The following is a 26894-nucleotide window of genomic DNA, read 5'->3' on the forward strand; positions in this document are numbered from 1 at the left end:
GTTGTAGGCGGCAATTTAGGAGCTTAAGATGCTAAAAAATATCCACCCACTACTTAACGGCGAGTTATTAAATGTGTTACGTAGCATGGGGCACGGAGACGATATTGTATTGGTGGATCGTAATTTCCCCGCAGTATCTGTCGCCAATGGCAAGCCTGTTATTCGTTTGGACGGAGTGTCCGTCACTGAAGCCGCGAGTGCCATTTTATCCGTATTGCCTTTGGATACGTTTGTGGATCACCCTGTGAAAAGAATGCAGGTGGTGGGTGAGGATGAAGCCTATATGCCGAAGGTTCAGCAAGAATTTTCTACGGTGTTAAAAGCGGCGGATAGCAAGAGTGCTGAGATGGGATCATTAGAGCGTTTTGCTTTTTATGAGGCTGCTAAACAAGCATTTGCCATTGTCGTGACCGGTGAAGCGCGGGGTTATGGATGCTTTTTATTGAAAAAAGGTGTGATCTTCGCTTAAATCTTATTAAGACTTTAAGTAAGTGTCTAACATTGTTGTCATCGAGTAGAAAAATCATGTTAAAACACAGGTTGCCCATTGGGCACCTGTGTTTTTTTGATGGATACTGTTCTTTTTAGTGTGTGCTAGGGTGTTGTTTGCAACGAATGCTGTCGCAGATAGGGCGTTGTCGATGAAAAGGCGTTGGCATATCGGCTGACGATAATATACATAAGTGAGTAGCGCGATGTTCGAGCATGTTCGTGAGTGGTTAGAAAGTAGACGAATTCAAGAGGCTGGCTTTACCTCAGAAATGTGGGAGGCTTCCATTGCCGATTGGCCCGTGGCAGCACGTTTTCAAGGGGCGGAGCGAGATGAACTAAGAACATTAACCTTTCGTTTTTTGGTTCGTAAAAGCTTTTCGGCGGGTGGCGACTTTGAGCTTACTGAATCTGTTTATATGAAACTGGCCACCATGGCTTGTGTACCCATCTTACATTTGGGACTGAATTGGTACGATCATGTGCATAGTATTGTGGTTTATGAAGGGGATTTTCTTCCGCCACGAACCTATCGAACAGCAGATGGCGTGGTACATGAAAGAGGCCCAGGGTTAAGCGGCGAAGCTTGGCTGCGTGGGCCAGTTATTTTGTCGTGGCAATCGATTTTAGAGTCTGGCCCTCAAGCGCGTCATGGCAAAGCGAGCAATGTGGTGATTCATGAGTTTGCCCACAAGTTAGACATGCTGCGTGATGGGGCCAATGGGGCACCGCCAATGCATCCCGGAATGGACGCGGGAGAGTGGCATGATGTTTTTATGTCAGCTTGGGGGCGTTTAGAACGAAATGTAGAACAGCATATGGCTTTGCCCATCGATGTGTACGCATTGACCAGTCCAGCGGAATTTTTTGCGGTATGCAGTGAAACCTTCTTTGAGGCACCGGAGGCGATGATTCATACCATGCCGAATGTCTATCGCTTATTATGTTTGTTTTATCGTCAAACACCCCTTTAGAGACTTTTGCACGACTACTGTGCTTGCCAATACTTTGTTAAAAACAGACTCAAAATGCTCATTTATAACTATAAACTCCGCTTTCTCGTCTGTTTTTGCCGCGTCTTGGCGTCGCTCGTGACATCGTGCAAAGGTCTCCTTTAAATAGTTTTTTTGGTGCGTTTTTTAGTGTAAAAACAAATAAAAAGTATTAAGTTATCCGCTTTGATAAAAGTCCCCTAGCTAAGTTTTAATTATTTAGCTATAATAGGCCGCTAGGTTTTCCTCAGAAAATTCCAGAGAATTTTGTTAAGGCATGTAAATGATTGCACGCCTTACTCCCACCAAAAAAAGGTACACATTTACATGTCTGACGCTGATATTCAGCCTACATTTGATTCGTTGGGTCTAATAGCCCCTGTTCTTAAAGCGGTTGCCGATCTCGGTTATGAGCAACCCTCAGCTATCCAAGCGCAAAGTATTCCATATCTATTAGAAGGTCGCGATCTTCTTGGGCAAGCGCAGACGGGTACTGGTAAGACGGCGGCGTTTGCGCTTCCGCTGCTGTCTCGCATTGATGTTACAGATAAAACGACACAACTACTTGTATTGGCTCCAACTCGTGAACTTGCTATTCAGGTTTCTGAAGCATTTCAAAGTTATGCCCGTAATATTCCAGATTTTCATGTTTTGCCCATTTACGGCGGCATGTCATACGACACTCAACTCCGCCAACTAAGACGTGGCGTGCAAGTGGTTGTGGGTACGCCTGGTCGTGTTATGGACCATATTCGTCGTAAAACCCTAAAACTGGACACGCTTAAAGCGTTGGTTTTGGATGAAGCAGACGAAATGCTGCGCATGGGCTTCATCGATGATGTCGAATGGATCTTAGAGCAAACGCCACCTACGCGCCAAATCGCACTGTTTTCTGCGACCATGCCTTCTGTTATTCGCCAAGTGGCCAACCGCCATTTGAATAATCCAAAAGAAGTGAAAATCGTAACGAAAACATCGACCGCGATGACGATTACGCAAAAATACTGGCAAGTAAGCGGCCTGCATAAACTGGACGCTTTGACCCGTATTCTTGAAATGAACGAGCACGATGGCATGATCATCTTTGTTCGTACCAAAGCGGCAACAGTTGAGCTAGCTGAAAAGCTAACGGCTCGCGGTCATGCTTGTGAAGCTCTTAACGGCGACATCAGCCAGAATTTGCGTGAGCGTACGGTTGATCGTATCAAAAATGGTCAGATCGATATTCTTGTTGCTACTGACGTAGTGGCGCGTGGATTGGACGTAGAGCGTGTTAGTCACGTAGTAAACTACGACATTCCATACGATACAGAGTCTTACGTTCACCGTATTGGTCGTACTGGCCGTGCTGGTCGTTCGGGTACCGCGATTTTGTTCGTTGCCAACCGTGAGCGTCGTATGTTGCAAGCAATTGAGCGTGCAACTCGCCAGCCTATTGAAAAAATGCAGTTGCCTACTGCTTCTGATATCAATCAGCAGCGTGTTAGTCGCTTTAAACAGCGCATCACCGAAACCATGGACAACGAAGATCTCGATTTCTTCTTAGAGCTTGTTCAAGAGTACCAAAAAGAGAACGAAGTTGATCCGTTAAAAATGGCAGCGGCGTTGGCTCATATGGCTCAAGGCAAAACCTCTTTATTGTTGTCTGAAATGGAAGTGCGTCAAGAGCGTCGTGAGCGTTCGGATCGTGGCGACCGTCCAGATCGTGGTCCGCGTGGTGACCGTCCAGAACGTGCTCCTCGTAAACAGCGTCCAGTGACTGCGGAAGCTATGCCGTTGAAAGACGATCCAGATACAGCGATGACACGCTACGTGGTTCAAGTGGGTTATAGCGATGGCGTTAAGCCTGGCAATATTGTTGGTGCTATTGCCAACGAAGCGGACATTGAAAGTCGTTACATTGGTCATATCGAAATTTATGAAGATTTCGCAACGGTGGACTTGCCTTCTAACTTAACGGGCGAAACATTAGGTAAGTTGGGTAAGACACGTATCTGTGGTCAACGTTCTGATATTGCCAAACTAGAAGATGCGGATGCGTTGAACAAGCGTGCTGCGGCTCCTTCTGCTCGTAAGCGTCCTTCTGGCGATCGTCGTCCTTCTAACGCATCTGGCGAACGTCGTCGTGCTTCTAGTAGTCGTGATCGTGATAACAGTCGCGGTGATCGTCGCCCAAGAGCGCCACGTAAAGACAGCTAATCATTTTGATCAACTTATCGTTTGCGATAAACGATACGTTGTAAGAAGATATTCAAAGGCCGAGCGGAGCAATCTGTTCGGCTTTTTTTATGCTCCTAGTGAGGAGGGGACTGTCAGCCGATAGATGGGCGCTGCGACTTTGTTTTTATTCTGCTAAAATCCAAACGCCTGTTAACCCTTTCTTTACCACATAAGGCCTGTAATGAACGAAATCACTATTATTAAACCGGATGATTGGCACTTACATTTTCGCGACGAGGATATGCTGTATGAAACGGTGCCCGCCACGGCACGCTGCTTTGCAAGAGCCGTTGTTATGCCTAACCTTGTTCCACCAGTAATCAATGCCGAACTAGCATTGAGTTATAAAGAGCGCATTATGGCTGCTCGACCTGAGGGGAGTTCCTTTACGCCTCTGATGACGATTTATTTGACTGATAAAACCAGCGTTCAAGATATTCAAGAGGCGAAAAAAGCGGGGGTTCTTGCGGCGAAAATGTATCCGGCAGGGGCGACAACCAATTCTGATTCTGGCGTGAATTCCCTTGAGTCGCTTTACCCTGTGTTTGAGGCGCTAGCAGACAATGACATGTTGTTGTTGATTCATGGTGAAGTGACACAAAAACACATTGATATTTTTGATCGTGAAAAAGCCTTTATTGATCAGCATATGGTGAATATTGTTGAGCGGGTGCCACATTTAAAAGTGGTATTTGAGCACATCACCACAAAAGATGCCGCTGACTTTGTGCTTAATGCCCGCGAAGGCGTGGCCGCCACCATTACACCACAACACCTGCTACTAAACCGAAATGATATGTTGGATGGTGGTATTCGCCCCCATAACTATTGCTTGCCAGTACTCAAACGCAGTACTCACCAAGAAGCCTTACGTGCGGCTGTCCAATCCGGCTCGCCGAAATTCTTTTTAGGTACCGATTCGGCGCCCCATGCTAAACATCGCAAAGAATCCGACTGTGGTTGTGCGGGCTGCTACAGTGCTTGGTCGGCCCTTGAGTTGTATGCGCAAGTATTTGATGAGCTGGACGCGTTAGATAAGCTAGAAGGTTTTGCCAGTTTGCATGGTGCGGATTTTTATGGACTTCCGCGCAACACGCAAACAGTTACCTTGATCCGTGAATCATGGGAAGTGCCAAATAGCATTACTCTACCAAACGGCGAGCCCATTGTGCCTTTCTTTGCTGGTAAACCAGTGGCTTGGAAGTTGAAAGATTAAATCTGTAGATTGGCTTGTAAAGAAAGATCGAACTCAGAAATGGGTTCGATTTTTTATAGGTTGTTCAAGCCTCGACAGTTTTTTGTCTGATTAGGCCACTCGTGTTAAAAAAGCCTTTCTCGCGCAACGCTAAATTATTACCATTCGGGCTTTGATTTTTTGTTTGGAGTCTTGCCCATGAGTCAAGCCACGGTTGAATTACTGCAACAATACTATGACGCGTTTAACGTCCAAGATATGGACACCTTTTTGTCGTTACTAACGGACGATGTGGTCCATGACATCAATCAAGGTAATCGTGAAGTGGGTAAAGACGCCTTTGCGGCCTTTATGGCGCGTATGAATCGCAACTATAAAGAAACCATTGTCGATATCGTGGTGATGTCGAATCCAGCGGGTGACCGTGCGGCGGTGGAGTTTACTGTGCTAGGTGAGTACTTGGCGACCGATGACGGGTTGCCAGACGCAAACGGCCAGACCTATAAGTTGCCAGCAGGGGCTTTCTTTGATATTCGTGATGGAAAAGTGGCCCGCGTGACCAACTACTATAATCTTGAAGACTGGATTGCCCAAGTATCTGCTTAAAGCGGAATGACATTATGCTGACTTTTCAATCTCTCTCTGGCTCGCAATTGACCCAATATATTCCTCAACTTGCTGAGCTGCGCATGCGTGTGTTTCGTGACTTTCCTTACCTTTATGATGGGGATTTGGCTTATGAAGCGCGTTATCTAAAGACCTATATTGAAGCACCAAACAGTGTCATTGTGCTGGCCTTTGATAGCGATAAAGTAGTCGGGGCGTCAACAGGTGTGCCGCTTAGACATGAGACAGCAGAAGTAAAACAGCCTTTTGTCGACGCTGGTTTTAATATTGACGAGATTTTCTATTGTGGTGAATCTGTCTTGTTGCCTGAATATCGAGGACAAGGGGCGGGGGTGGCGTTCTTTGAATATAGGGAAGCGCATGGAAAAGCCCTTGCGGGGATCAAATACTCGTGTTTTTGCGGCGTGCAGCGTCCTGAGGGTCACCCCGCTCGTCCTGCGGATTATCAACCGTTGGATACTTTTTGGCAGAATCGTGGTTATGAGAAACGGCCAGAACTGATGACCTATTTTAGCTGGAAAGATATGGGCGACCATGAAGAAACCCGTAAACCCATGATGTTTTGGATGAAATCTCTTTATGAGTACTTTTAAGCGATGAGTACATTTAAACTGGCAACGGCACAATACGACATAGGTTTTTTTTCTGCATGGGAAGACTTTGCTGATAAGCTCAACAATTGGGTCGCGGAGGCGGCGCAACAGGGAGCAGAGTTATTGGTTTTTCCCGAATATGGCAGTATGGAGCTGGCGTCTTTATTTGGCGAGGAGGTTTACAGTGATTTGCAGCGTCAGATTCATGCGATGCAAACGCTGTTACCTAAGTGGCACGATCTGCATGCGGCACTGGCCAAACGTCATAATGTGATGATTCTCGCCAGTTCCTTTCCAACTCTGCAAGGCGATGACTATTTTGTTAATCGTGCCAATTTGTTTGGCCCTGTGGGGTTAATCGATTTCCAAGACAAGCTGATGATGACACGCTTTGAAAACGAGCAATGGCATATTAGTAGTGGTGATCAGATTAAGGTGATTGATACGGACTTAGGGCGCTTAGGTATTCATATTTGCTATGACTCAGAATTTCCCATGATTGCCAGCCAGCAAGTGGCGGCGGGAGCTGACTTATTGTTGGTGCCAAGCTGTACGGATACGCCAGCAGGTTTTCATCGGGTGCGCATTGGTTGCCAAGCGCGCGCCTTGGAGAATCAATGTTATGTGGTACAGTCGCCTACCATTGGCAATGCGTCTTGGTCAGAAGCGGTGGATGTGAATATGGGACGAGCGAGCGTCTATACACCAGTCGATTATGGCTTTCCAGATAATGGGATTTTGGTGCAAGGGCATAATGATGATGCTGGTTGGGTATTTGCTACCCTGGATTTGGCTGAAATCGCCCGCATTCGCAAGCAAGGACAAGTGTTTAATCACCGAGATTGGCCCAAGCAATTTGCTTTGCAAGGCCCGATGTGAAAAACGCTAAAGTATGGAGGCAAAGCTGCATACTTTAGCGAGACACCTTCTGCCACTTTTATGGCTTGGGCTAGATTGTTGAATTACCTAAGGCTAGGCTGCTGGTGAGATATCGCCCACCATTGGCGTTTTTGATTGGCGCTCCTGCAAGAAAATATAGGTTGCCAATATAAACAGCACAATACCAAGAGCGCAGATCAACCAGTAAATGTTTTGCAAGCTGCCTGTTGCCTCGTGAATCATACCAGCCAGCAGGTTCCCTAATGAGCCTCCTAGGCCAAACGCCACCATGCCAATGCCGTTTATTTGCATGGTGGCTTTAGATGAGTATTGTTTGCTCACCCAGCCTGCGACAATGCCCCAAATAGGGAAGTACATCATGCCATAGCCAAATCCTGCGAGCAGAACGAAGTGAGCTGGATGAAAAGAAAACGCCACCAAGCCCAAGGCAAAGATGCCAAAGATGCTCAATAGTGTTACGCCGTGTCCTTTTTTGTCTGCCAATTTGCCCACAAAGAATCCTGCTATCATGCCAGTCAAACCAATCATGCTCCATGTATAACCCCCTAATGCGGGTGGTAAAGACAATTCTGCTAAGTAGGTGTTTAACCAAGTGGTGAACGTTATGGTAGAAGCACCGACCAACAATAGAATCAAACATGATAAAAATGCGGTCCGTTCACGGAAAACAGTTTTAAACAGCTGTTTGGTACCCATGGCAACGGCAAAGTTAACATCAATGTCTTGGCTCTGTGCTTGATTACGCATGCTTTTCAGCAGAGAGAAGGTAGTGAAGACAACAACCAGACCTAAAACCGATGCCACCATCCAACTGCTGCGCCAGCCCAGTAATGGTACGATTAACAAGATAATCAGCCCGTTGACACTGTAACCCCACGCAGTACCGCTGGAGGCAATCGAAAGATTCGTTGCGGTGCGATCAGCACGCCCATGTCGTGTCACCAATTCCACAATAGAACCCCAGCTCATGGCAGCACTGGCGGCCATAATGGTCAATAAACACATCATGATGATAGGATCATTGAGCCACCCCATGATGAACAGTAAAGAAGAGGTCAGTGAACCTGTGACAAGCAAAGTACGACCTGAATCTAGGCGATGACCAACGACACCTAAGAGCATGGCGCCAGCAAGATAGGAAATCTGTGTTAATGCGCCTGCCAGTGCAAGGTACCAACTGTTGATATTAATTGTATGCTGCATCATAGGTACCAAGGCTGCAAATAGAAACACGCCAAAGCCGTGGCTGATCACCTGATTGAAACCGAATGTTATTGCGAGCCGCATCACAATTCTCCTTGCTCTAGTGCCTAATGATATGAGTGTGTAAAAAACACTCAGCGAATTCGCGTATAGTAGGGCCTTGCATTTATTCGGTAAATCGATGAATATTCAATTCTACGTTCAATTTTATTGAAATCTGAAATATGCGCGATTTACCGATTAATTTACTACGTACCTTTATGGTGGTGGCGGAGACTTTGAACTTGACGGAAGCCTCCAGACAGCTGCATAAAGCGCCCTCGACCGTGAGCATGCAGCTCAATCGTCTCGAAGATTTGATTGCCAATCCGTTGATGGTGCGGGGGCAACATGGCGTGCGTTTGACTGCGGTAGGCATTCAATTAAAAAACCATGCTCAACAGCTGCTTAATCTGCACGATCAAATAGTCGGCTCCTTTCAAAATATGGACATTGATGGGGTAGTGCGTCTTGGTACCCATGACCAATACACCAGTCGAACCCTTGCGCCGATTTTGCAAGACTTTATATTGAGCTATCCCGAAGCTCAGCTAGAGGCTTTCTGTGATTATCGCCCCGATTATTTGGTGGAATTGCTGAATAAAGGCAAGTTGGACATTGCCTTGGTTGAGATGTTGGCGGATACAGTAGGGGGTGTTCGCTTACGCCGTGATGAATTAGTGTGGGTTGGCGCTAAAGGGCATTTTGTCCATATGCAAGCTGTTTTGCCTTTAGTGGTGTTTGCGGAAGGCTGCCAACATCGTCAGTATGCATGCCAAGCACTAGACGCTGAGGGCATTCCCTATCGGGTCGCTTTTACCAGTCAGAGTCGGTCGGGTATATTGGCGGCCGTTCGAGCCGGGGTGGGGGTTGCCATTGTGCCTTATCAAACGTTGGATGATGACTTAGTGATTTATCGTGATTTGCCTGCTTTGCCGGATATGGAAGTGTCGTTATTTGTGTCGCCAAAAGCAAACGAAGCCACCCGACGTTTGGAAAAAATCATTGTGGAGAACGCTATTTTTAACCCAACGGCAGCGGAGATGGATTTTAACTAGTGGCGCGGTAAGCGGCATTCGCTATCTCTAAATCCCATCTCTTACAAAAAATCACTTGGTCATGAGCATTGTTTGAAATTATACTGTATGTATATACAGTATTGAGTGTTAACTATGCGTGTGACTTATCTTGGATCTTCAAACTCTGCTTCCTTTATCGCGGATCATCGTATTCAGGTTCCTCTTTATGTTGAGTCTGTGTCGGCGGGTTTTCCGTCGCCTGCTCAGGATTTTATTGAGAAGACACTTGATCTTAATGAATTATGCATTCCTCGGCCCATGGCGACGTTTTTTGTGCGTGCTCAGGGGGATTCGATGATTGAGGCGGGCATTCATTCAGGGGATGTGTTAGTGGTCGACCGTTCGTTAACGGCACGTCATGGGGACATCGTGATTGCTTGCCTTTATGGCGAGATGACAGTGAAAACGTTGGAGCTAAACCCCAATGTGTTGTTGCGTCCGAAAAACAAAGCCTATAAGGCCATTCATATTACCGAAGAGTCAGAACTGGAAATATTTGGAGTGGTAACGGGAGTGGTTCGTAAGTATGAACGGGGCTAATAATACAGCTTTCGCCTTGGTCGATTGCAATAATTTTTACGCCAGTTGTGAGAAATTATTCCGGCCAGATTTAAAGCACATGCCCGTTGTTGTGCTATCGAATAACGATGGCTGTATTGTGGCGCGTTCCAAAGAAGCTAAAGCTCTGGGTGTGAAAATGGGAATGCCATTGTTTCAGGCTCAGGCGGCGATAAGGCAGCATAGCATTGTGTGTTTTTCGTCGAATTATGCTCTGTATGCGGATTTGTCAAATCGAGTGATGGCAATCTTAGAGGAGGAAGCGCCACGGCTTGAGGTCTATTCTATCGATGAAGCGTTCCTCGATCTAACGGGCGTGGAATATGCCATGGATTTACTGACGTTTGGCAAACGGCTAAAAGCCAAAGTAGATAAATGGACAGGGATCACGGTAGGTGTGGGGATTGCGCCAACCAAGACGCTGGCTAAGCTGGCGAATGAGGCGGCGAAGCGATACCCAGCAACGGGATCCGTAGTGGATTTGATGAACCCTGACCGACAAAAGCGTTTATTGTCGTTGGTTGATGTGAGTGACGTGTGGGGCGTAGGTCGGCGAATCACCGAGCGGTTGCGTGCTAGGGGAATTCGCACGGCATTGGATTTGGCGAATGCGAACCCTAGGGCCATTCGAAGCGAGTTTTCCGTGGTATTGGAGCGGACGGTGCAAGAGTTGAATGGGGTGTCTTGTCTAAATCTTGAGTTGGTGCGTCCAACAAAACAGCAAATTATTTGCAGCCGATCATTTGGCTATCGTATTACGGAAAAGCAGGAGCTGCGGGAAGCCATCGCCAAATATACGACTCGTGCTGCAGAGAAGCTACGCAAGGAAAAGCGCCTTTGTCGTGTCGTGAATGTGTTTATTCGTACCAGTCCGCATGCTCATGATGAGAAGCACTATCGGAACGCTTTGTCTGTTGAGCTACCCAATCCCACAGACGATACACGAGACTTACTGGATGTCACCGAGGTGTTGTTTTGTCGTCTATGGCGTGACGGATTTCGCTATATGAAAGGCGGCGTGATGCTGGCGGATTTCTATGAACATGGTGCCTATCAGCATGATTTTTTTCGAGCGGACGGTATGAAAGCCAACTCACAAGCCTTAATGAGTGTGGTGGACCAAATCAACCGTAGCGGTCAGGGCAACATCTTTTTCGCCTCACAAGGCGTATCACCACAGTGGGCCATGAAACGTGAGCATCTATCGCCCGCTTATACAACCCAATGGGAAGCGTTACCAAAAGTTTGGTAGGGAGATAAAACACCTCGCTTACGTGAGCATGATCAAGCTGGCCTATCTTATCTAAGAAAAGAGTTTGACACTGATTTGTCCTATTGCCTCTCTAACTCATTGATCCCACTCATTATAGGACGATCTGGTTTGGCGCCAACTTGGTGCGCGCCGTATTGGAATGTTGTTTTTTTGTGCATTATCTTGTTTGTGTTCTTGCTTTAGGTGCCGTCTCTTAGAATACTGTGAATGGTATGAAAATTGCTGTTTTTGCGATATGGAACCCTTCGGACGAAAGATTCGCCGATCAATGCATTATGGGAGCGGGAGTACCCACTCAAGCACGCACATTATCTCAGGATGAACCCTCAAGGGGGCGGCAAGGTGCCGTAACAACAACTCCAACAAACGGAGACATATCCTATGTCCATCACTGATCAATCTATTGCCACGGCTCCTCTGCAGGATAGCGGAATTGAGGCTCGTGGTATTGAACGTGTTATGCCCCACGAACGTACTCACGTTAGTGTTATTGATAATTTTACCATGTGGCTGTCAGCCAACCTGGTTATCTCCACCGTAGCGCTTGGCGCTCTGGCTATTCCTATTTTTCAGCTTGGTTTCTGGGACAGCCTGTCCATTATCGTACTGTTCAATATACTCGGTGTGCTGCCTGTGGCGTATTTCTCCACTCTAGGGCCGCGCCTTGGCCTGCGTCAGATGACCATCGCACGGTTTTCTTTTGGCTGGAATGGGGCCAAGATCATGGCGCTGTTTAATGTCGCTGCCTGTATTGGCTGGTCGGCGGTAAACGTCATCGTTGGTTCGCAGATTATTACTGACTTGAGTAGTGGTGTGGTACCTGTATGGGCATCGATTTTGGCGATTGCCGCGCTGACGACGGCCGTAAGTGTGTACGGCTACCGTTATGTGCATCGTTACGAGCGTTATGCTTGGGTTCCTATGGCGATTATCTTCTGTATTGTTGCGGTGAGCACCCATGGTCAAATGAGCGTTGTGCCGACACCAGCTTGGAACATGGCACACATTGCATCACTGGTTTCCTTCGGTGGTGCCATCTATGGTTTCGCTACGGGTTGGAGCTCCTATGCGGCCGATTACAGTGTGAATCAGCCTGAGCATACACCGGCCGCTAAAATCTTCTGGCTGACCTTTTTTGGTGTGACCATTCCCTGTATCTTGCTGGAGTCGCTGGGTCTAGGTTTGACGACAGTAGGGGCGTTCAGCAAAGCGGCCAGCGAGGGCGGTGGTGCTTTGTTAGCGGTAGCGCTGCATCCACTGGGTGGGTTTGGAAATGTACTGATGCTTTTTTTGGCCTTGTCGGTTATTGCTAATAATATCCCTAACGACTACAGCCTGGGCTTGTCTATTCAGGTGCTTGGAAAAGCATTTCATAAGGTCAACCGAGCGGTGTGGACTTTTATCGGTGCGGTGATTTATATCCTCATAGCTATCGTTGCGGCAGCGCATTTTAATTCTACATTGGAAAACTTTCTGCTGATGGTGGCCTACTGGCTGAGTCCTTGGACCGTTATACTGATTCTAGAGCATTTTGTCATGCGCCGTGGTAAATACAACCTCGATGATTGGAACGAGGCGCGCCACTTGCCAGTGGGTTGGGCGGCTGTTATATCCATGGCTATTGGCTTATTTGGCGTATACTTAGGGGCGGCACAATTATTGTTCGTTGGACCAATTGCAGGTTTATTTAATCCTCCTTACGGCATGGACATAGGCTTCGAAATGGGGCTGGTATTTGCTAGCGTGTCTTATTTGATCCTTAGACCGATCGAAATGCGAGCCCACGCAAGATAAATAGTAATAGGTGTTGCCGAGAAGCAATATAGGGAAATGAGCGTGGTGAAACAAATCCACCATAAGAGGCCTTGGCAACATCATCCTCGCCTCACACGATGCACCATCACAGGGGAAGCGATAAGACGTGAGCATCTATTGTCTGAAAATGGGAAGTATTACTGAAAATTTTCGAGGGATATAACAATTGTTTTTTGGTGCGGATGGGGGGACTTGACCCTGCATGAAACACCTTTGAAATCAGTAAGTTATTGATTTATAAAGTTACATATACTGTATATTTATACAGTATATGTAGTGGTTTTTAGGTGCTCGGTGTGTCGGATGTGTGTCACACTTTTATTTCTTCGTCTAAGAATTTATATTCAGTTGCACATGGTTTAGCGCGGAAGAGTTTTGTTTTATTTGAATGTGACTGTATCCAAAACTTAGCTTTTCGCTCTAATGCCTCGCTTGCTCGTACACCAAGAGTTATTGATTCAATCTGATGGGCTGGGATTTTGAATGTGCAAATTTTAAAGCCATTACTGTCTAATTTATTGCTATACAAATCAGAAAATGCGGAGAGTATTCGATACTCTTTTTCATGCTTCCAATCATCATCTTTAGCCAAGAAAAAGTTTAGCATTTCTTTTTCTTTTTCTTCTTTACTTTCTTTTTTCTTAATATTGTGAACAGTTTTAAATAGGTTAACAGGTCTATTTTTTGAGTAATTTACATGGCCACTTCCAAAATTATCATCACCCTGAATGAATGGTGGTTCTCCTTCGTCATTTGTAAGAAAAGTAATCATGTATCCAGAATGGTCTTTTGCATAATAAGACCACATCGACCTAGAATGTTTTACGCAGCTTAATGAAAAAACGCCAATGGTATTTTCAAGGTTTTCTTGTAATGCTTTTTCAAATTGAGTTGTGAAGACATTGTTTAGATTTTTAGATAGGTTTAACAAGGAGTTTTCATCTAATAATGAAGATGATACTCCTGATTTTTCTAATAGTTCTTTGGTCTTTGATAACGATATCTCACTATCTATAGAACCATTAAGCTCAAAAACGTCATTTAAAACATTTGCTTGTGAAAATCTGGCACTAACTCCACCTTCAACACAGATAAAATCAAATGAATCAGGTGCGTAGTATTTATAAAGGCTCATAACTCTCCTTGTCTATTTAATGGTTGAAAGTGGGTTTAATCTCGTGGCTTCTTCTAAAAAGTCTGGCGCTAGGTGAGCGTAGCGCATGGTCATTTTTATATCACTATGCCCCAGTACTTTTTGTAAGGTCAATATATTACCGCCGTTCATCATAAAATGGCTGGCGAAGGTATGCCGTAATACGTGGGCGGCTTGGCCTTTGGGGAGTTCGATTGTTGTTCTGGCTAGGGCGCGTCGAAAGCTGGTGATTGACCCAGTAAAGATATTATTGCCCCTGGTCTTTTTCGCGTGTTCGTGGATTTCGGCGAACAGGTCGGGCGATATGGGGACGCTTCTATTTTTACCGCTTTTGGTATCGGTAAAACTGACTTGATTGTTTCTTACTCTTTGTACCGTCAGCCCTTCGGCTTCACCCCAACGTGCGCCTGTTGATAGGGAAATCTTGGTAATCAAGTAAACGTGCTTGTTATCGCTTTGCTTGGTGGCTGCTAGTAACTCGGTTATCTGTTCGGGGGTTAAGTAGGACAGTTCGCGCTCAGGTACACGTACATTGTCTATGCCTGCCAGTGGGTTGGGGTAGTGGATTTCCTCGGCTTTGATCAACGTATTAAACATAGATGACATGTAGGAAAGATCATTGTTTAACGTCTTGGGGCTTTTGCCTTCTTTAGATCGCTGGGTACGCCAGCGGGTATACTCAAGGCGTGTTAGGTTTGAGCCTGCGGGATTGCCTAGTTCATTAGCAATCATCAAAAGCTTATTTTTACGGCGCTTAGCGTCTCGTAAGAAGTGGCCGTGTGTGTCGTCCCATAGCTCCACCAATTCCGTTAGCCTGCGGTTATCTTTTGGCTTGTCTAGCCAAGGCTTTTGGTCGGACTGAGTTTCAAACTGGGCAATGGTGTAACGCTGGAACCGTTCACACTCGCTCTTAGTTGAGAACACCTTTTTATACTCACGGCTACCGCGACCATTCACACGAAAACGGACTTCGTAGCCTGTAGAGGTTTTTTTTATAGACATAACATCTAATCCAACGAGCTAGAGGAAGTTATTTTTTTTGAATAAAGTTTTTTATCAATTGTGTCAATAAGTAAGTCTGATCTAAAGGTTGTAAAATTTAATTCGTTGTTAATGTCTAGATAAATAATTTTTATTTCGATAGATTGAGAATTTTTTTGTATTTTTGGAATGTCTTCTTCTATTTTTAATTTTTTTGAGTAAGGTAAGTGATCTGCAGTTTTAAAACTATGTTTATAGTCATGAGATATTATCTCTATATTTATTTCTCTAGCTTCTTTCCCTATATTTATTATTTCGAATATTATTAGATTGCATGCTATATAGGCGCTATAAGTTGAATTAACTGGGTTGTATGAATTAAAGTCTTTTTTTTCATAAAAATAATTAATATCTTCTATCCTTAATATTGGTTGAGCTAACTTTTCTTTTCTTAGTTTGTCATCATTTTCCTTTACTCTTTCGACACTTTCCTTTGCTACGCTAATCATAAGCTGAAAAAAAAGTGCCACGAAGGCCAAAAAAGCAAATATCCCACTTAAAAAACTACCAACTTTATCAAGAGGGGCTGTGCGTAATTCTAAAATTTGTGAAGGGAAAGTAAAGTATATCCCCCATATAACTACTAGAAAGAAAGCTGCATACAATGCTGTCATCCAATAAGGTTCATATCTGTAAGCAGATTTTTTAAATTTTTTCATATTAATACCCTTAAATCATCGGATGGCCAGACCAGACGACGCGGCCAATTATTTTAAGTTTTGCTAAGCCTTCTAGCGGTATTGTCATTGGTTGGTAGTTCTTGTTATCTGAGGTGATGGCAACTAAGCCGTCTAGCTGTTTTTGCACTCGTTTTACGAACAATTCCCCATCGTAGTTGATGACGTACACGCCCCCGTCACTGGTTACTGTGTCTCTGGTTTTGTCGATCACTAACGAGTCACCCGAGTAAATAGTGGGTTCCATGGAATCCCCACGGGCATACATGGCAATCAGGTTGGCAGGGTTGATGCCAGACTTCCTTAACCATGATTCTTTAAAGGCTAAATGCTGGTCGATGTTTTCCGCTTCCACTAGGGCACCTTGTCCGGCGCTGGCTTCAATGCTGTATTGGGGAACGTGACAATAGTCATTGTCTTCTGGGATGACCTGAATTTTGTCTGTCTGTTTTACTCCCTGTCCTGTCAAAATCCAATCCATTGAATAGCCTGTTATTCGTGAGGTTTCATACACCTCTTTGTAAGGGATAGTGTTTCGTTTTTTCCATGCCGAAATTATTGCTGAGACTGAGCCTATTTTTTTTGCCATATCTGCCGCATTTTTTGAGTTAGTGGCAATGATTAATCTATCTATTATTTCTGCTGCGTTGAGTTCCATACCTATATCCTCGAAATAAAAAAAACAACAAAAGATGATATCTTTTGTTGACAACACGCCATCAAGACGATACTTTTTGTTTGTTGATATCTTTTGTTGAATATTCTGAATTATTCAGAACAAAAACATAAAACTATGGAGTATAGGAACATGGCGGCAACAAAACCAGAGATAAAAGACGAAAAAACTAAAGAAAGAAAACCTATTCAACTAATGAAAATTCATTTTCCCGATGGGATTGTAGTGGAAGTGCCTTCCCCTTATTGCACGCCAGAAGAATGGGCGGAGCGCTCAAGCATGGATGTAGAGACGGTTATGACGGCGCTTTATAACCGTCGCATGGCACGTCACCAGTTCTCACCAAAGGGTGACTTGTTTGTGAACGTGATCGAAGAAACACGCCGCTTACTTGAAGACCAAAAACCATGGAATCGATAGGGGGCAGGGATGGATTTTTTTGCTGAGATGGAAAAAGCAATTCAACGTGCAGAGCTAGAAATGAAAAGGGAAATGCTTAAAGAGATGCTAGCGCAAGAGCTTATTACTTTAGAGAAGCTAAGTGCAGAAGATCGGCTTTTACTCAAGGAAGGTTTACCACAAGAAGAAGGGAACTGATATGACAGATTTAACAGGAATATTAACGCCACATGAAGAACAGCGGAAACAGCTTTTAAATTGGATGTTTCTTTGTCCTAAGAATACCGAACTAGAGGCGCATTTGTCCGCCTCTTATCACGCCATGAACCCACAAAAAGAAGTGGTTCATGCTCGTCACACTACCGACACAGACACCACGGTAAACCAGTACGAAATCGTGCTTTTTAACGAGGGCATGCCAGATGTTTAACAAAGCTAATGAAGATCGTTTTTTTAAAATGCTTTCCCTCGCTCCAGACCTTCAACGGTTCTGGAACGAGAAGGAACGTACCCCGCAAATGAAGTCTATCCAAATAGCCCTTACTCGTATGGATGAAGAAGAAAGCGCCTTGTTGCGCTTCTTCGTGTCTGTTTGGTTTGGTACGGCGGATATGTCGGATTTTGATTTTATTAAATCGGTCAAGGTCATGGATGAACAAGCACGAAAAATCATCCGTAAATGGCTCTTAGATCCTTTCTTTTGCTAGGTGGGCATGATGATTTTAACCACTCCAACGGCTGAGTGTGTCAAATGGCGCAATCAATTACTAGACGGTGTAAGCCCTCAAGACGTGGGCTTTTACCGCTCGCGTCTTGACGAGTTAGACCGCACGAAAGGTTATGTTGCCGCTAATACATGGTTACGTGATTCTGGTAAGCGTATCGAGATAGATAAGATGCTTTCCCGTCTCGGTTCCATGCGTCCGTGTGTTCAAGCAGAAGCCAAAAGGCTATCAAAGAAAAACATTAACACCGCTCTCGTGTGGGTTCGTAGTGTTGTTGATCGTCTTTGGTACTGTGAAGAGTGGATCATGGATCTAACGGGTGACAAGTTGAGCGACTGGGCAAAAGAGAAAAGCCGCCGCTTTGAAATGTCGGCAAAAGGTAAGCTGGTTAGGCTGCATGATGACTTTTTCGAGTTCGTGAAAGCTCAAGCAAAACTGGCTGGGTCCCTGTTCAACTGTTGGGATGACTTGGACAAAATAGAGGCGCTAATTCACCGTATGTTTACGCCTGAATGGTGGAAACGCCAAGCCAAACGCCAATACCGAAACATTGAGAATATCCGCCGTGAGTGTGGGCAGGTTTGTTATAAACAATCGGCCTATGTGTCACGTTGGGGAATTCAACGATTCCGCAAACAACGACAAGCAAACCGTGCCTATCTCGAAAGTATGGAAGCGGTGAACCAGTACCAGGAATCTTTTACGCTGGCGCAATTGGCGCAAAAAAGCATCTCAAACCCAATCAACTGCAAAGCGGAATTGATGACCCGTATTAAGGGATGCCAACACTTTGCTGTTGAGAACGGGCACAAATGTTGGTTTATCACGCTAACGTGTCCATCTAAGTATCACGCTATACATAAGGAAACAGGGTGGCGTAACAGCAAGTTTGAAGCGTTTGGGCGACCTACACCAAGAGACGCACAGGCTCACTTAAATGAGGTCTGGCAAGCATTTGGCAAGGCTTGCAGCAATAAAGGTATTCACCATTACGGCATTCGTACCGTAGAGCCACATCACGACGGTACACCCCATTGGCACTTGATTCTGTTTGTTAATCCTGAACAAAGCGGGGCCATGTTAGGCGAGTTTAGAAAGCAAGCCTACAAAGTGGACGGTGAAGAAGCAGGCGCGGCAAAGCGCCGTTTTGAAGCTCGGCCAATTGACCCCGCCAAAGGCGGCGCGGCGGCTTACGTGGCTAAGTATGTCGCGAAGAACATAGACGGTCTTAATACTGATGGTGAGTGTATCGGTATTGATGATGAAACCGATCTAGATTTCATCAATTCTGCAGAACGGGTTCAGGCTTGGAAAAGCCGTCATGGTATCCGCCAATTTCAATTTGTCGGCTCTGTCTCAATTACGGTTTGGCGCGAAATCCGCCGCCTAAAGGATTCAATACCCAAAACCTTCCTAAACATTTATGAGGCGGCAAAGGCTAACGATTGGAAGCGATTCACTCAGTTAATGGGCGGCATGGGAGCAGGTCGTAATCAAACCCTTAAGCCATTTTATGAGTCGCTGGAATTAAACCAGTTTGGCGAGCCTAAACAATGCGTTAAGGGGTTGATCGCTGTTACTGCTGAATACCTAAGTACTCGCCTTTATGAGTGGACAGTGCAGCGCGTCGGGTCTGGCTCTGGTCTTGGGCTTGATCTTCAAGAAGCGGCGAAGCCGTTTCCTAGTTCTCGTGTCAATAACTCCCCGCCTCGTGATTATTCGAGGTTAGCGACCGGCGGCGGGGTGTATTTATGTCAGTAGCCGTTTTGTTTGCCAGGTCAGATAGCTTTTATAAAACGATTAATGAATGTGATGTATGGGACAAAGAAAGAGACGCAACGAAATTTGAAGGTAAAAGCCCCGTCATTGCTCACCCACCGTGTAGAGCGTGGGGGCAGTTACGAAAACTGGCTAATCCGTATCCAGGCGAGAAGGAACTAGCCCTATTTGCTGTTGATACTGTGCGTAAAAATGGCGGCGTTTTAGAGCATCCAAAAAAATCAACACTATGGCCGGCGGCGGGGCTTCCCCTTCCAGGCGAACGGGACAAGTTCGGCGGCTGGACACTTCCTATTTTTCAATCTTGGTGGGGGCACAAAGCGGAAAAGGCAACCTTGCTTTATATCGTCGGTTGCGAGCCGTCGAATATTCCTGATTTGCCTTTGCTCCTGGGCGAGGCCGCTTTTATTTGTGGTTCTCCAGGGCGGCGGAGTGATGGAACGAGATTGCATAAAGGGGATTTAGGCTGGCGTCCTGAAATCTCCAAAGCAGAACGAGAACACACACCGCCAGCGTTGGCGGCGTGGCTTGTAGAGTTGGCCGCAAAATGCGCGACCGGCGGGAACAATATTAACCAATAACCAAAGGACTAAAAATGGAAAACAGCGAGTTAGAAGCACTACTAAAAAAACGAACCGAGGCGCAAGCCAAGCTATCCGAAGCCTTAAAGGGATTAAGCGGGGTTAGCCCTATGGCTTTGATGGCGGGCGGCTTTAAAAGCCTTGGTGGTGTGGCCGCGCAATTTGAAAGCGTGGCGCATCTTAACGACTTAGTGATTACTGAACTAGCAACGAGGGCCCTAGAAAATGGCTAATACTATTGGATTTATTCAGTGCTCGGAACGGCACTGTAACGAAGTGGCAGAAGTGCGCAAAGCAACGGGCAAGCGTCAATCACTTTATACCGTTTGTCCTGCATGTGGCACTAACCAAGGGCACGGCGTAGCCCGTCAAAAATACCTAGCGGATAACCTAAAGGCTACTCGTGAGGAACTGGAAATTAAGCCGAAAACGGATACCGAAGAAAAGGCCGCTATACCTAGTAAAAACGAGGCTTCCAGTGTGTCGGACGATACCGAAACGAAGCCGAAAACGGATACCGACAATAAGCCTAAAGGCTCGCACGAAGACAAGCCAACCGCGCCCCCTGTTTTACTGGGTGCTTTGGCGTTAATCGCGGCATTAATTACGGCAATTTTTGCCACTCGTAAGCCATCTAATAAACCTAAAGGACAAACAGCATGAGTGAAGAACAATTAGACATGATCGACGATCAAGAAACAGCCTCTATACCAAGTGAACAAGCGGCTTTCATTAAAGAACTGGAAGACGAAGAAGCGGCAGAAGACTTTGACCCTGAACAATCCAAGGCTGAGGAAGTGGAAGCCGAAAAACAAGCTGCAACGGATGAACAAACGGCTCAAATGACGGCGTTGGGTGGCTTGGCAATGATTGAGTTCACATTGAGAAAGTTCATTCATCCTGAGTTTGAATTTACTGCTAGTACAAAAGATTATGCGGTTGAAAATCTATCCCCTGTTTTAATTAAATATGGGGCGCTAATACCATCGTGGGCTGTGGAGTACGAGCCAGAAATTAAGGCAGCCATGGCGGTTGGATCATTGGTGTCTGAGGGTATGGACACGGCCAAGAAACTAAAAGCAAAAGACGCGGCAATGAATGAGGCTAAGCAGCATCAAAAAGACCAGCAAGACGGCGTACAGGTGGCGGCATGATCCTAAAGCCTAAAAATGCAAATAACCGACTGAGTGAAAATCACTGGTTGGTGGTCGGGTCGTCAGGGTCGGGTAAGACAACCGCCGTAAAGCAGTTGAGAATCATCAAACAAGGTGATCAAGTCGCCCTGTTTGATCCTTATCTTGATTATGAAACGCTGTGCGGGGCTGAGGTGAGGCGATATACGTCATTACCACGATTTGCAAAAGCGTTGTTTTCAGCAAGGGCAGCAAAGCAAGGGCGAGGCTTTAAAATAGCTTTTAGCCCAAACAACGGCGCAACACCAGCGGGATTAGAAGCCTTTTGTAAGGTGGTATGGGCATGTGGTGATGGTCATCACAAAAAGCCTCTTAAAGTTGTCATGGAAGAGCTTGCCAAGTGCGTGACGACAAGCGGTAAAGCCACCGGATTCTTTGGCGAGATTTTGACAGGTGGGCGTAAATTCGGCCTTGAGGCTATTTGTATTTTTCAGCGAGGCCAAGAAGTGCCAAAGACAATAACGGGCAACATTCCTAACAAATGGGTGGGCAGGCAACAAAGAACAAATGACGCGCTTTATCTTTCCAAAGAGTTGGACTTTCCATTTGAAGAGATTAGAACATTACCCCGTTATCACTACTTGGTTAAGACAAATGACCATGACATAGGTAAATTTGACAAAGGCAAATTACGCAAACTATAAGTACTCAATGTAAATATAAAGTAAAGAATAGCCCCGTTATACCTAAAGGTATCGGGGCTTTTTCATGCCTTGACGGATACCTAACGCCGTTTTGTATCTTCCATCCTGTTCAAACGCATTTATTCATTAACTCGAACAGGAAAACTTATGAACACGAAAAAATACGTTCCTATGATCGTGGTAGCACTTGCAGTGTCTGCCTTGGTTGTATGGGCATCTAACAACGTGGACGCCGTCGAAAACGTCCTAAACGATTAAGGGGAAAAGTATGTTAACAGTACAAAAACCTCTTAACTCGTTTAACGGTGTCGGCTATGGAAGTAAAGCATCTATGTCTTTGCCAGTTGGCCCGACTTATAACGAAATCCATTTGATTACGTCGCTGACTGCGGCGCAAATTCGTCAAGTGTCTGTCGTGCTCAATGGTGACACCATCATTCAAGTTAGCGGCTCTGACCTTGTCATGATGGAGAAGTACAAAGGCCATTACATCGAAGATGGCGTATTTGTTATTCCATTTACCAACCCAACAGCTAAAAACCAAAACGGCGGCATGTTCGGCGGCTTGGTAACGTTGGCGGGTGAGAACATCACCTTAGAAGTGGAGATTGGCGACGGTTCAGGCGCTTTAACGCTTGAAGCTATTGCGTTTCAAACGCCAGCGCAAGCCCAACGAATCTGGCTTTCTCGCATTCGAACTCATGTGATGCAAGCAAGCGCGGAAGGCTGGAACGACTTTACAACCTTCCCAGCGGGTGCGGCGATTAACTTACGTCGTGTGTATTTCAAGGGGGCTGTCAATCGTCTGAAAATCGAACGAGACAACTTGATTTTGTTTGACACAAAAGCCACTGCACAAGCCGTTCAACAAAAGCGCGTTGGTCGCTTTCCACAGTCTGGGATTTATATTTTTGATCCGACCATGTACGGCTATGAACAAGCGGACGTGTTGAACACAGGTTATCAATCTGAATTTGTTTTTCGTGCTGATGTAGCAGAGGCCAAGCCGATTCCCATTCTTGTTGAATCTATCCAGCAAGTCGCGGCGCTGGCTTAAGGGGGTCTTATGGGACTCTGGGATAGTTTTACGAACGCAGTAGATGACGCAACAGACACAGTAAGCGGCGCATGGGACGGCGCTACAGATTCAGTGTCAAGTTGGTGGAACTCAACAGAAGACAACGAAGCGCCGCCCAAGACATACCAGCAAACAGCACAGGGGGAAAAACTGGCGGAAGGGTCAGTTATTCCGAAAGTAAACACAGCCCAAAACAACACAGGCGCAACGGTGGGTAAAACGGGTTATGCATCATCAAATACGCCGCTTTACTTAATCGGCGGCGGTGTGCTGTTAGTCGTGTTGTTGATGATGTTCATGATGATGAGGGGGAAATAACATGCCACTAATTTTTTTAGCCCCTTTGTTATCTGGTGCCGTGGGCTTTGTTGGCGGGTGGTGGGCTGGCTCGTCATTTGGCTGGGTGAAGTGGCTTGCTATTGCTGCTATCGCGTTTTACGTAGCACACAAAATGGGGGTGATTTGATGAAACTTATTCCTTATCTATTTCGCTCTTTAATTGTTGCTGTCGTGTCTTTCTTTGTCTCTAAAAAAGTGGGGTTGTTATAGATGGCTGACGATATAGCAAAAGCAGCCCTCGCGGGTGGGCTGGGTATCAACTCAGGCGGCGGCGCGATAACACCGGATTTAGGGTCAAGCGCGAGCAACAAAGGTGGCAATAATTCGCTAGGCGGCTTCAAGTTCGGTAACTACTACGCCGCCCCAAACTACACGCCGTGGATTATCGGCGCGGTGGTTTTGGGGGGTATCTGGTACATGACAAAAGGGAAGAAAAGACGATGAAAATCACTCAAATTTCTTGGCCTTATGACGTACCAGAAAAGCTAAAAAAAGCCTGTGGTGATGACTTCGAGACAATTCGGAATCAAGTACAGGATGGCATTTGTCACTTGTACAAATTTGAGTCTGACGGTGTTGATTTGTTGATGGTTACTCGTGGCGAAGAAACAACACGGGGTCGTGAGTTGGTAGTGGTGTGCATTGGTGGTGTAGGCATTAAAGCGGCGGGGCAATTCTTGATTGATAACGCCCTTAAAGCTGGTTTTGTGTCTATTCGCTATCACGTACAAAACCCAGTGACTGACCGCTTATATCGTCAATTTGGTGGTAAAGAGATTGATAGGGTCTATCAAGTAGTGCCCAAGGGGGTGAATGATGGGCGGTAGTTCAAGCAGTTCAAATACAACCAAAAACGATGTAACGAACTATTCGTTACAAGGTATCGAGTCCGACGGGACGGTTATTGCTGGTAATAACAATACAGTGACCGCCACGGATCACGGAGCGGTAAAAGGCGCGTTAGATTTCGCAAAGGATCAAAGTAAGCAGGCGTTCGGCTTTGGTGATAACGCGCTTGAACTCGCTGATAAAGTTGTTGACTCAAACAAAGACGTAACGAAAAAAGCGCTAGACACGAACGAGAACGTCTCAAAGTACGCCATTGATAAAAACAGTGATCTAGCGGGGCGGACTGTCGATTTTGCTGATAATGCCATCGAAAACGGCTTTGATTTTTCAAAAACGCTGGTTGATCAAAACACGGCGAATTCAGCGAATACCACGTTAGCCATAAAAGACTTGGCTAAGTCCTTGGCAACGGGCGGCGCGTCTGATGTAGCGAATCAATCAACCAAAATGGTGTACACCATGGGGGCCGTCTTTGCGGTGGTGGTATTGGGTTTTGTGATCATGTTGGGGAGTCGTAAACGATGAAAATTGTTCTGGAACCGTTGCAGGAGACAACTATTCCGGCACGCGGTGAAACCGTTGTCTATCTGTCCGGTAGCGAACCGCTGTTAATTACGGCCGACGGGCGACGTGCTGAGATTCCGCCGGAATCTCAAAACACGTTCAGTCCGTTCCAGCAAGTGACATTGCAAAACATGGGCACGATCCGTGCTGAATTTGAAGTGCTGGTTGTTGACGGTATTTATCAATCACACACGAATGGCTCAAACGTTCGTGCCAGCATTGACAACCCGCTGTCGATCACTAACCCAATTGTTAACGCGTTAACATCATTCGTTGGCTCTGTGCTCAACATTCGAAAAATCACGGAAACGTTGAATATTCGAACGATCACAGAGACGTTAAAAGCAACGATTGAAAATACAGTAACGGCGCGAATCACAGGGGAAGTGAACACACGGAAAATCACAGAAACGCTGAACATTCGAGAAATCACAGAAACGATTGAAGCGAATGTCACAAACACAGTCACGGCGAATATTGCGGGGCTAGTCAGTACGCAAGAAAAAGCCGCGACAAGTATAAAAACGTCTGAAAAGACATTTAGTGCTGGTGAATCGTTCACGATCCCAATCAACACAAACCGCCGTGATATCACAATCACGGCATCAGAAAAAAACACCGACGTGGTGACGGTTGCAGGGGTTCCCCTTCGCGCTGGTCAAAATATCAAACTTGAAAATTATACAGGCGCGGTAACAGCTCAAGCAGTGGCCGCTAATGATCAAATTGCAATTACAGAGGTAATTAAATAATGAGTGTAGGACAGCAATCAAGCTTAAACGATCTATTACAAGTTAATGAGAAAGCAAGCGAAGCACAAGGCACGGCTAATGCAGCAAAAGAAAAGGCTGATAAAGCCTTTGCTCAAGCTTCGTTGAGTCGAGGCACTGTGAACATCGGCGTATTGATGAAATTAGATGCCAAACTTAATTCGCTCACGAAATCGGGGTTCTTTTTCGTTGACGGTGGATATGTAATTCGAGGCGATCAGATGAACGCCCCAACGATGAGCCCTGCCTTTATGTGTGTTGTCAGTTCTGACGCCACAGAAGGGCGGATCGTTCAAACCGTAACACCGTACGATCATGACGAAGTTTATACGCGCCGCTTCTCACGTGAGCATGGATGGGGCGTATGGTTTGAACATTTGACAACAGTGAACACGATCACCGACGCAAACGGCTTTATCAAAGCGGCGTAATGCCTTTTTAAACATCATTAAAACAGGACTTTAGAACATGGCAACAATTCAAAAAACCGCCGCTTTGAACTTACTTTCAGACGGCACAAACAAAGACAGCACAGAGCCACAAATGACCACGACCCGCCAAGAATTGGGCGTTTACAAAGTTGGCGGTGTGGTGCTCGGCTTAGCGTCCGAAGGTTGGACAACGTCAATCAAAGAAGACGCCAACGGCGATAAGACTATTTCACTATCAACCGAAAAAGTAGACGGCGGCGTTATCGTCCGCACTTTTGAACGTGGCACACAAACGCCTTGCGACATCGTGGGTGCTCTTACTCTTCGCTTTGATGTAGAAGTCGAGGTACCAGACTACGAGCCAATACAAACCGAAGGCGCGGCCTAATGAACAAGCTAGCTCTAGCCGTGGGCGGCTTGGGGCTGGCTTACGCAATATACAGGACAAGCAGAATGTTAGCAGTCGATAACGTGCGCGGCATGCGCAACCACAACCCAATGAACGTGAAAGACTCGTCTATTTTGTGGAATGGGGAGACAGGCCAAAACCTCGACCCAGTATTTGAGGAATTTAAACACTACTCGGACGGTATCCGAGCGGGTGCGAAATTGCTTGTGAACTATAACAAGCTTTACGGCTTAAACACGGTACAGGGCTTAATCAATCGTTACGCGCCACCAAGTGACGACAACCCGACCACAGCCTATGTGCAGCACGTAGCGGATTATCTAGGCGTATCGCCAACACAACCGCTAGACGTGCAAGGCAGCTTAGTACAGCTATGTAAGGCAATAATTCATTTTGAGATTGGCGCGGTGCCGTTCTCAACGTGGTACATCAAAAACAGCGTAAAGGAACTATTAGCATGAAAAAGAAAGGTATCGTAGGCTCAATCGTAGCGGCGGTTGTTACCGTTGCTCTAGGCTTTTACACACCATTACCTAGTGTCGCAATCGCCCCTATTGCTAATTGGCTTGGTGATCAATCTCAAGACTTAGTAGATTAAGAGGT

General features: G+C 45.9%; 37 protein-coding genes. 32 read left to right on the forward strand and 5 right to left on the reverse strand.

The window, feature by feature from the left end:
- Positions 1–28 precede the first annotated feature (28 nt).
- The 7 genes from JHD45_RS19550 (at position 29) to JHD45_RS19580 (ending at position 6995) form a co-directional block, all read left to right on the forward strand.
- Positions 29–469: an RbsD/FucU family protein gene (locus JHD45_RS19550; protein ID WP_199478160.1), complete on the forward strand. Its 441-nt coding sequence runs from the start codon at positions 29–31 to the stop codon at positions 467–469.
- Positions 470–695: 226 nt separating this feature from the next.
- Positions 696–1463 carry a zinc-dependent peptidase gene (locus JHD45_RS19555; RefSeq protein ID WP_199478161.1) on the forward strand — a complete coding sequence of 256 codons (768 nt, stop codon included), beginning with the start codon at positions 696–698 and terminating at the stop codon, positions 1461–1463.
- Between the two features lie 345 nt (positions 1464–1808).
- Positions 1809–3680, forward strand: a complete 1872-nt coding sequence (locus JHD45_RS19560) for a DEAD/DEAH box helicase (RefSeq protein ID WP_199478162.1) — start codon at positions 1809–1811, stop codon at positions 3678–3680.
- A gap of 202 nt (positions 3681–3882) precedes the next feature.
- Positions 3883–4917, forward strand: coding sequence for a dihydroorotase (pyrC, locus tag JHD45_RS19565; protein ID WP_199478163.1), 1035 nt, complete (start codon positions 3883–3885; stop codon positions 4915–4917).
- A 177-nt stretch (positions 4918–5094) separates the two neighbouring features.
- Complete coding sequence (locus JHD45_RS19570; protein ID WP_199478164.1) at positions 5095–5502, forward strand: ketosteroid isomerase-related protein; 408 nt, start codon at positions 5095–5097, stop codon at positions 5500–5502.
- 14 nt (positions 5503–5516) lie between these two features.
- A complete protein-coding gene (locus JHD45_RS19575; protein WP_199478165.1) occupies positions 5517–6116 on the forward strand; it encodes a GNAT family N-acetyltransferase in 600 nt (199 codons plus the stop codon).
- A gap of 3 nt (positions 6117–6119) precedes the next feature.
- Positions 6120–6995 carry a carbon-nitrogen hydrolase family protein gene (locus tag JHD45_RS19580; RefSeq protein WP_199478166.1) on the forward strand — a complete coding sequence of 292 codons (876 nt, stop codon included), beginning with the start codon at positions 6120–6122 and terminating at the stop codon, positions 6993–6995.
- Between the two features lie 93 nt (positions 6996–7088).
- On the opposite strand, the gene JHD45_RS19585 is transcribed toward JHD45_RS19580, so the two are convergent.
- Entirely contained in the window at positions 7089–8303 is a 1215-nt protein-coding gene (locus JHD45_RS19585; protein ID WP_199478167.1) for an MFS transporter, read from the reverse strand.
- A 140-nt stretch (positions 8304–8443) separates the two neighbouring features.
- On the opposite strand from JHD45_RS19585, the gene JHD45_RS19590 reads away from it, so the two are divergent.
- From JHD45_RS19590 to JHD45_RS19605, 4 genes are all read left to right on the forward strand, one after another.
- Positions 8444–9316: a LysR substrate-binding domain-containing protein gene (locus JHD45_RS19590; protein ID WP_199478168.1), complete on the forward strand. Its 873-nt coding sequence runs from the start codon at positions 8444–8446 to the stop codon at positions 9314–9316.
- Between the two features lie 114 nt (positions 9317–9430).
- Positions 9431–9877: a translesion error-prone DNA polymerase V autoproteolytic subunit gene (umuD, locus tag JHD45_RS19595; protein WP_199478169.1), complete on the forward strand. Its 447-nt coding sequence runs from the start codon at positions 9431–9433 to the stop codon at positions 9875–9877.
- Positions 9864–11147: a translesion error-prone DNA polymerase V subunit UmuC gene (gene umuC / locus JHD45_RS19600; RefSeq protein ID WP_199478170.1), complete on the forward strand. Its 1284-nt coding sequence runs from the start codon at positions 9864–9866 to the stop codon at positions 11145–11147. Before umuD ends, umuC begins: the two co-directional genes overlap by 14 nt.
- Positions 11148–11549: 402 nt before the next feature.
- A complete protein-coding gene (locus JHD45_RS19605) occupies positions 11550–12962 on the forward strand; it encodes a purine-cytosine permease family protein (protein ID WP_199478171.1) in 1413 nt (470 codons plus the stop codon).
- Positions 12963–13293: 331 nt separating this feature from the next.
- Here the strand turns inward: JHD45_RS19605 and JHD45_RS19610 are convergent, their stop codons facing one another.
- The 4 genes from JHD45_RS19610 to JHD45_RS19625 are packed head-to-tail and all read right to left on the reverse strand — an operon-like array spanning position 13294 to position 16512.
- Positions 13294–14118, reverse strand: coding sequence for a DUF2971 domain-containing protein (locus tag JHD45_RS19610; RefSeq protein ID WP_199478172.1), 825 nt, complete (start codon positions 14116–14118; stop codon positions 13294–13296).
- 12 nt (positions 14119–14130) lie between these two features.
- Positions 14131–15138, reverse strand: coding sequence for a tyrosine-type recombinase/integrase (locus JHD45_RS19615; RefSeq protein WP_199478173.1), 1008 nt, complete (start codon positions 15136–15138; stop codon positions 14131–14133).
- 5 nt (positions 15139–15143) lie between these two features.
- A complete protein-coding gene (locus tag JHD45_RS19620; protein WP_199478174.1) occupies positions 15144–15836 on the reverse strand; it encodes a hypothetical protein in 693 nt (230 codons plus the stop codon).
- A gap of 10 nt (positions 15837–15846) precedes the next feature.
- On the reverse strand, positions 15847–16512 hold the full coding sequence (locus JHD45_RS19625; RefSeq protein WP_199478175.1) for a LexA family transcriptional regulator: 666 nt from the start codon (positions 16510–16512) through the stop codon (positions 15847–15849).
- A gap of 150 nt (positions 16513–16662) precedes the next feature.
- Between JHD45_RS19625 and JHD45_RS19630 the strand changes: the two genes are divergently transcribed.
- From JHD45_RS19630 to JHD45_RS19730, 21 genes are all read left to right on the forward strand, one after another.
- Positions 16663–16950, forward strand: coding sequence for a hypothetical protein (locus JHD45_RS19630; RefSeq protein ID WP_199478176.1), 288 nt, complete (start codon positions 16663–16665; stop codon positions 16948–16950).
- Between the two features lie 9 nt (positions 16951–16959).
- Positions 16960–17127: a hypothetical protein gene (locus JHD45_RS19635; protein WP_199478177.1), complete on the forward strand. Its 168-nt coding sequence runs from the start codon at positions 16960–16962 to the stop codon at positions 17125–17127.
- A 1-nt stretch (position 17128) separates the two neighbouring features.
- Complete coding sequence (locus tag JHD45_RS19640) at positions 17129–17359, forward strand: hypothetical protein (RefSeq protein WP_199478178.1); 231 nt, start codon at positions 17129–17131, stop codon at positions 17357–17359.
- Complete coding sequence (locus tag JHD45_RS19645) at positions 17352–17636, forward strand: hypothetical protein (RefSeq protein ID WP_199478179.1); 285 nt, start codon at positions 17352–17354, stop codon at positions 17634–17636. Before JHD45_RS19640 ends, JHD45_RS19645 begins: the two co-directional genes overlap by 8 nt.
- A 6-nt stretch (positions 17637–17642) precedes the next feature.
- Positions 17643–19415 (forward strand): replication endonuclease, encoded by a 1773-nt coding sequence (locus JHD45_RS19650; protein ID WP_199478180.1) that lies wholly within the window; start codon positions 17643–17645, stop codon positions 19413–19415.
- On the forward strand, positions 19406–20014 hold the full coding sequence (locus JHD45_RS19655; protein WP_199478181.1) for a hypothetical protein: 609 nt from the start codon (positions 19406–19408) through the stop codon (positions 20012–20014). The genes JHD45_RS19650 and JHD45_RS19655 overlap by 10 nt, the downstream gene beginning before the upstream one ends.
- A gap of 14 nt (positions 20015–20028) precedes the next feature.
- On the forward strand, positions 20029–20247 hold the full coding sequence (locus tag JHD45_RS19660; RefSeq protein WP_199478182.1) for a hypothetical protein: 219 nt from the start codon (positions 20029–20031) through the stop codon (positions 20245–20247).
- Positions 20240–20677: a hypothetical protein gene (locus JHD45_RS19665; protein WP_199478183.1), complete on the forward strand. Its 438-nt coding sequence runs from the start codon at positions 20240–20242 to the stop codon at positions 20675–20677. Before JHD45_RS19660 ends, JHD45_RS19665 begins: the two co-directional genes overlap by 8 nt.
- Entirely contained in the window at positions 20674–21168 is a 495-nt protein-coding gene (locus tag JHD45_RS19670) for a hypothetical protein (protein WP_199478184.1), read from the forward strand. The genes JHD45_RS19665 and JHD45_RS19670 overlap by 4 nt, the downstream gene beginning before the upstream one ends.
- Positions 21165–21851, forward strand: coding sequence for a type IV secretory system conjugative DNA transfer family protein (locus JHD45_RS19675; protein WP_199478185.1), 687 nt, complete (start codon positions 21165–21167; stop codon positions 21849–21851). The genes JHD45_RS19670 and JHD45_RS19675 overlap by 4 nt, the downstream gene beginning before the upstream one ends.
- A gap of 268 nt (positions 21852–22119) precedes the next feature.
- A complete protein-coding gene (locus tag JHD45_RS19680; protein WP_199478186.1) occupies positions 22120–22908 on the forward strand; it encodes a major capsid protein P2 in 789 nt (262 codons plus the stop codon).
- Positions 22909–22917: 9 nt separating this feature from the next.
- Positions 22918–23247 carry a hypothetical protein gene (locus JHD45_RS19685; RefSeq protein WP_199478187.1) on the forward strand — a complete coding sequence of 110 codons (330 nt, stop codon included), beginning with the start codon at positions 22918–22920 and terminating at the stop codon, positions 23245–23247.
- Between the two features lies 1 nt (position 23248).
- Positions 23249–23395, forward strand: coding sequence for a hypothetical protein (locus JHD45_RS19690; protein WP_199478188.1), 147 nt, complete (start codon positions 23249–23251; stop codon positions 23393–23395).
- Between the two features lie 83 nt (positions 23396–23478).
- Positions 23479–23712 (forward strand): hypothetical protein, encoded by a 234-nt coding sequence (locus JHD45_RS19695; RefSeq protein ID WP_199478189.1) that lies wholly within the window; start codon positions 23479–23481, stop codon positions 23710–23712.
- Positions 23709–24095 (forward strand): hypothetical protein, encoded by a 387-nt coding sequence (locus tag JHD45_RS19700; protein WP_199478190.1) that lies wholly within the window; start codon positions 23709–23711, stop codon positions 24093–24095. Before JHD45_RS19695 ends, JHD45_RS19700 begins: the two co-directional genes overlap by 4 nt.
- Positions 24082–24642, forward strand: coding sequence for a hypothetical protein (locus JHD45_RS19705; protein WP_199478191.1), 561 nt, complete (start codon positions 24082–24084; stop codon positions 24640–24642). The genes JHD45_RS19700 and JHD45_RS19705 overlap by 14 nt, the downstream gene beginning before the upstream one ends.
- On the forward strand, positions 24639–25433 hold the full coding sequence (locus tag JHD45_RS19710; protein ID WP_199478192.1) for a hypothetical protein: 795 nt from the start codon (positions 24639–24641) through the stop codon (positions 25431–25433). Before JHD45_RS19705 ends, JHD45_RS19710 begins: the two co-directional genes overlap by 4 nt.
- Complete coding sequence (locus JHD45_RS19715) at positions 25433–25882, forward strand: pyocin knob domain-containing protein (RefSeq protein ID WP_199478193.1); 450 nt, start codon at positions 25433–25435, stop codon at positions 25880–25882. Before JHD45_RS19710 ends, JHD45_RS19715 begins: the two co-directional genes overlap by 1 nt.
- 37 nt (positions 25883–25919) lie before the next feature.
- Complete coding sequence (locus tag JHD45_RS19720; RefSeq protein WP_199478194.1) at positions 25920–26270, forward strand: hypothetical protein; 351 nt, start codon at positions 25920–25922, stop codon at positions 26268–26270.
- A complete protein-coding gene (locus JHD45_RS19725) occupies positions 26270–26752 on the forward strand; it encodes a structural protein (protein WP_199478195.1) in 483 nt (160 codons plus the stop codon). Before JHD45_RS19720 ends, JHD45_RS19725 begins: the two co-directional genes overlap by 1 nt.
- Positions 26749–26889 carry a hypothetical protein gene (locus JHD45_RS19730; protein WP_199478196.1) on the forward strand — a complete coding sequence of 47 codons (141 nt, stop codon included), beginning with the start codon at positions 26749–26751 and terminating at the stop codon, positions 26887–26889. The genes JHD45_RS19725 and JHD45_RS19730 overlap by 4 nt, the downstream gene beginning before the upstream one ends.
- Positions 26890–26894 lie beyond the last annotated feature (5 nt).

The sequence above is a fragment of the Marinomonas spartinae genome (assembly GCF_016461715.1).
Lineage (GTDB): Bacteria > Pseudomonadota > Gammaproteobacteria > Pseudomonadales > Marinomonadaceae > Marinomonas > Marinomonas spartinae_A.